This window comes from Brassicibacter mesophilus (genome assembly GCF_050433385.1).
Classification (GTDB): Bacteria; Bacillota; Clostridia; order Tissierellales; family Proteiniboraceae; genus Brassicibacter; species Brassicibacter mesophilus.
In genome coordinates, this window is record NZ_JBNPXI010000047.1 from 1 (window position 1) to 3,116 (window position 3,116).

2 protein-coding genes, 15 tRNA genes and 1 rRNA gene are annotated in these 3,116 nt (G+C 41.3%); 2 read left to right on the forward strand and 16 right to left on the reverse strand.

The genetic code is table 11. The annotated features are described in order from the left end of the window. Window positions 1-100 precede the first annotated feature (100 nt). Complete coding sequence (locus tag HNR33_RS22545; protein WP_429088268.1) at window positions 101-259, forward strand: hypothetical protein; 159 nt, start codon at window positions 101-103, stop codon at window positions 257-259. A gap of 416 nt (window positions 260-675) precedes the next feature. Then, the gene (locus HNR33_RS22550) at window positions 676-1,062 is read left to right on the forward strand and encodes a hypothetical protein (protein ID WP_429088270.1); all 387 of its coding nucleotides are present in this window, start codon (window positions 676-678) and stop codon (window positions 1,060-1,062) included. Window positions 1,063-1,219: 157 nt separating this feature from the next. Here HNR33_RS22550 and HNR33_RS22555 read toward each other — a convergent pair. From HNR33_RS22555 to rrf, 16 genes are all read right to left on the reverse strand, one after another. After that, window positions 1,220-1,296, reverse strand: a tRNA-Arg gene (locus HNR33_RS22555). A gap of 5 nt (window positions 1,297-1,301) precedes the next feature. After that, window positions 1,302-1,376, reverse strand: a tRNA-Cys gene (locus HNR33_RS22560). A 4-nt stretch (window positions 1,377-1,380) separates the two neighbouring features. Beyond that, window positions 1,381-1,456: transfer RNA gene (locus HNR33_RS22565), tRNA-Gln, on the reverse strand. Window positions 1,457-1,468: 12 nt separating this feature from the next. Continuing rightward, window positions 1,469-1,545: transfer RNA gene (locus HNR33_RS22570), tRNA-His, on the reverse strand. 28 nt (window positions 1,546-1,573) lie between these two features. Beyond that, window positions 1,574-1,647 (reverse strand) — tRNA-Gly (locus tag HNR33_RS22575). Window positions 1,648-1,653: 6 nt separating this feature from the next. Then, window positions 1,654-1,728 (reverse strand) — tRNA-Gly (locus HNR33_RS22580). Between the two features lie 178 nt (window positions 1,729-1,906). Continuing rightward, window positions 1,907-1,992: transfer RNA gene (locus HNR33_RS22585), tRNA-Tyr, on the reverse strand. Window positions 1,993-1,997: 5 nt separating this feature from the next. Then, a tRNA-Thr gene (locus tag HNR33_RS22590) sits at window positions 1,998-2,073 on the reverse strand. Window positions 2,074-2,215: 142 nt separating this feature from the next. Further along, a tRNA-Asp gene (locus HNR33_RS22595) sits at window positions 2,216-2,292 on the reverse strand. Window positions 2,293-2,297: 5 nt separating this feature from the next. Next, window positions 2,298-2,373: transfer RNA gene (locus HNR33_RS22600), tRNA-Val, on the reverse strand. Window positions 2,374-2,378: 5 nt separating this feature from the next. Beyond that, a tRNA-Glu gene (locus HNR33_RS22605) sits at window positions 2,379-2,453 on the reverse strand. Between the two features lie 9 nt (window positions 2,454-2,462). After that, window positions 2,463-2,539: transfer RNA gene (locus tag HNR33_RS22610), tRNA-Met, on the reverse strand. A 28-nt stretch (window positions 2,540-2,567) separates the two neighbouring features. Continuing rightward, window positions 2,568-2,643 (reverse strand) — tRNA-Met (locus HNR33_RS22615). A 19-nt stretch (window positions 2,644-2,662) separates the two neighbouring features. Continuing rightward, window positions 2,663-2,751 (reverse strand) — tRNA-Leu (locus tag HNR33_RS22620). Window positions 2,752-2,755: 4 nt separating this feature from the next. Next, a tRNA-Asn gene (locus HNR33_RS22625) sits at window positions 2,756-2,830 on the reverse strand. 6 nt (window positions 2,831-2,836) lie between these two features. Next, window positions 2,837-2,953: ribosomal RNA gene (gene rrf, locus HNR33_RS22630) — 5S ribosomal RNA — on the reverse strand. Between the last annotated feature and the right edge of the window lie 163 nt (window positions 2,954-3,116).

The window sequence follows — 3,116 nt, forward strand, 5'->3', positions numbered from 1 at the left end:
GATGAAGGAAGAATACCTTCTTCAGTTACTTAGGTATAGAAAAGGTTAAATATGTATTATCCTTAATGGCTATATCATTATTATACAAGGAGGTGCTTAAATGCCTAAGGATAATAGGAACAAGAGTTTAAACAAAGAACATTCTAATGAGTTAAACATTAATGATAGATCAAAAGAAAATAATCTCTACTCTACCTTGGTTGATGCATATGGATCTAGAATGACAATAGAAGTTTCTGATAAAGATATAAAAGATTAGATTTAGCTCACTCAAGTAAAAGATGGTTGCTCTAAAGCAACCTTTTTTATCTCTGAAAAGCAACTTGACAGATAATCCTTTTTCAAAGCCAATTTCGGCTTCTTTTTTTAGCTATAATTTCAGAAGCTAGAGCTGCTTTAGATCAGTCCAAAATGGAAATGGCTAAATAAATTCGGCATATCCTACAAGGGAATTGATGACAATTGATATATGACTTCATACCTTACTGGTTCTATTACAAGAAAACTTATTGAATTAGCAGAAAATTAACGAACAGATGAGTAATTTCTGTATGTGGGACGAAAACAATGAACATAATACTAAAATCATATTTAATTTTAATATACAACATAATATTGTATATTAGAATTAATATTGTACAAAATATATTTATACTTTTAAAAGGATGATGTCTAGTGGAAATAAGAAGAAATATTATTGTACCTTTAGGATATGGTAAGTTTATCAGGTCAGATAAAATTATTGCACTTGAGCCAATTGAGAGCAACAGGGGACCAGGAAAAAGAACTTATGTCTATGTTGAAGAAATTGACAGTCCTTTAATTGCTTCTCGTACAGAAACATCAATTTTAGCTAATATAGTAGAAACTCCTAAAGAAATTATTGAAGCTACTGCGGCTTTAGAGCTTTTACAAGACATACTTGATGATATTCAACAAATTGGTCCTATGTTAAGGAAAAGTATAAAAAAAGAAGCCAATCTTGACTTAGACAAAATTTTGATAAGAATTGAAGAAATTCTTAACCATGAAATTGGAATTGATGAAAAACATGATCATTAATATAGGGGTTTAATAAAAAGATCATACACTACATAAAGTAAAATGTACTCGATCTTTTTTTCTTCATATATGTTTTTATGCTTGTCTCTAAAAATACAAAAAATAAAAAAATGAAGAATTGGTATTATGCACAACTCCCCATTTTTATATATGTAAATGGTGCGCCCAGAGGGGCTCGAACCCCCAACCTTCTGATTCGTAGTCAGATACTCTATCCAGTTGAGCTATAGGCGCCGATATGGAGGCGACACCCAGATTTGAACTGGGGAGTAAAGGTTTTGCAGACCTCTGCCTTACCACTTGGCTATGCCGCCGTATTGGCTGGGGCGGCAGGACTCGAACCTACGAATGCTAGAGTCAAAGTCTAGTGCCTTACCGACTTGGCGACGCCCCAACATATTTTTTATGGGGTGGATAATGGGATTCGAACCCATGGCCTCCAGAGCCACAATCTGGCGCTCTAACCAACTGAGCTATACCCACCATGATAAAGTACTTTCCTGAGAAAAATTGGAGCGGGTGAAGGGAATCGAACCCTCGCAACTGGCTTGGAAGGCCAGGGCTCTACCACTGAGCTACACCCGCTTAAAATGGAGCGGAAGACGAGATTCGAACTCGCGACCCTCGCCTTGGCAAGGCGATGCTCTACCACTGAGCCACTTCCGCAAAGTTTATTTACTTTCTACTACCTTTTTCACTCTACAGTAACCACTAAATTACCCACTAAGCGATTCGCACAAAACCAAAAGCTCGTTTTGGCTTTCTGCTTATACCACTGAGCCACTTCCGCATAATCTATTTATTTAATGTTAACAATTCATACATTCAAAGTATATCTCTTAAATGGTGGAGGGGACTGGATTCGAACCAGTGAAAGCACAGCTAACGGATTTACAGTCCGTCCCCTTTGGCCAACTCGGGAACCCCTCCATTTGTGGAGCTGGTGAAAGGACTTGAACCCTCAACCTACTGATTACAAGTCAGTTGCTCTACCAATTGAGCTACACCAGCGTAATCTATCTTGTTTCTACTATCATTTTAATCTCTACAAGTTATCAACTCCACCACTAAGCGATTCACACAAAACCAAAATCATGGTTTTGGTTCTCTGCTTATACCAATTGAGCTACACCAGCGTAGTTTAAAAATAAAATGGCGACCTGGAAGGGACTCGAACCCTCGACCTCCAGCGTGACAGGCTGGCATTCTAACCATCTGAACTACCAGGCCAATTATGGTGGGCGCGACAGGGCTCGAACCTGTGACCCCCTGCTTGTAAGGCAGGTGCTCTCCCAGCTGAGCTACGCGCCCATAATTGGTGACCCTACCGGGGTTCGAACCCGGGTTACCGCCGTGAAAGGGCGATGTCTTAACCGCTTGACCATAGGGCCTTATTAAATTGGTAGCGGCGAACGGATTTGAACCGCTGACACTGCGGGTATGAACCGCATGCTCTAGCCAACTGAGCTACGCCGCCATGTTAAATTAAATGGTTTAATGATTAATGGTTGCGGGGACCGGATTTGAACCGATGACCTCCGGGTTATGAGCCCGACGAGCTACCAGCTGCTCTACCCCGCGACGATATTTTATGTTTTTTTGGTGCCGAGGACCGGAATCGAACCGGTACGGTCTTTAAGGACCGCAGGATTTTAAGTCCTGTGCGTCTGCCAGTTCCGCCACCCCGGCAATTTGGCTCCTGGGGTGGGACTCGAACCCACAGCCTACCGGTTAACAGCCGGTTGCTCCGCCGTTGAGCTACCCAGGAATATCCATCTAGCGATGTCCTACTCTCCCAGGGCGTCTCCACCCAAGTACCATCAGCGCTGGAAGGCTTAACTTCTGTGTTCGGTATGGGAACAGGTGTGACCCTTCCGCCATTATCACTAGATTATTAAGGAACAAGAACTATATTAGCATTTTTTTTGTTCTTTGTCAAGATTTTTTTCTTGCACCTTCAAAACTGCACAGCAAACAGCTGGTCAAGTCCTCGACCTATTAGTATCACTTAGCTTAAGACATTGCTGCCCTTACACCTGTGACCTATCAACCAG

Bases quoted from the DNA above. Each gene is read 5' to 3' on its own strand.
- HNR33_RS22545 (WP_429088268.1), top strand. From the start codon at position 101: ATGCCTAAGGATAATAGGAACAAGAGTTTAAACAAAGAACATTCTAAT.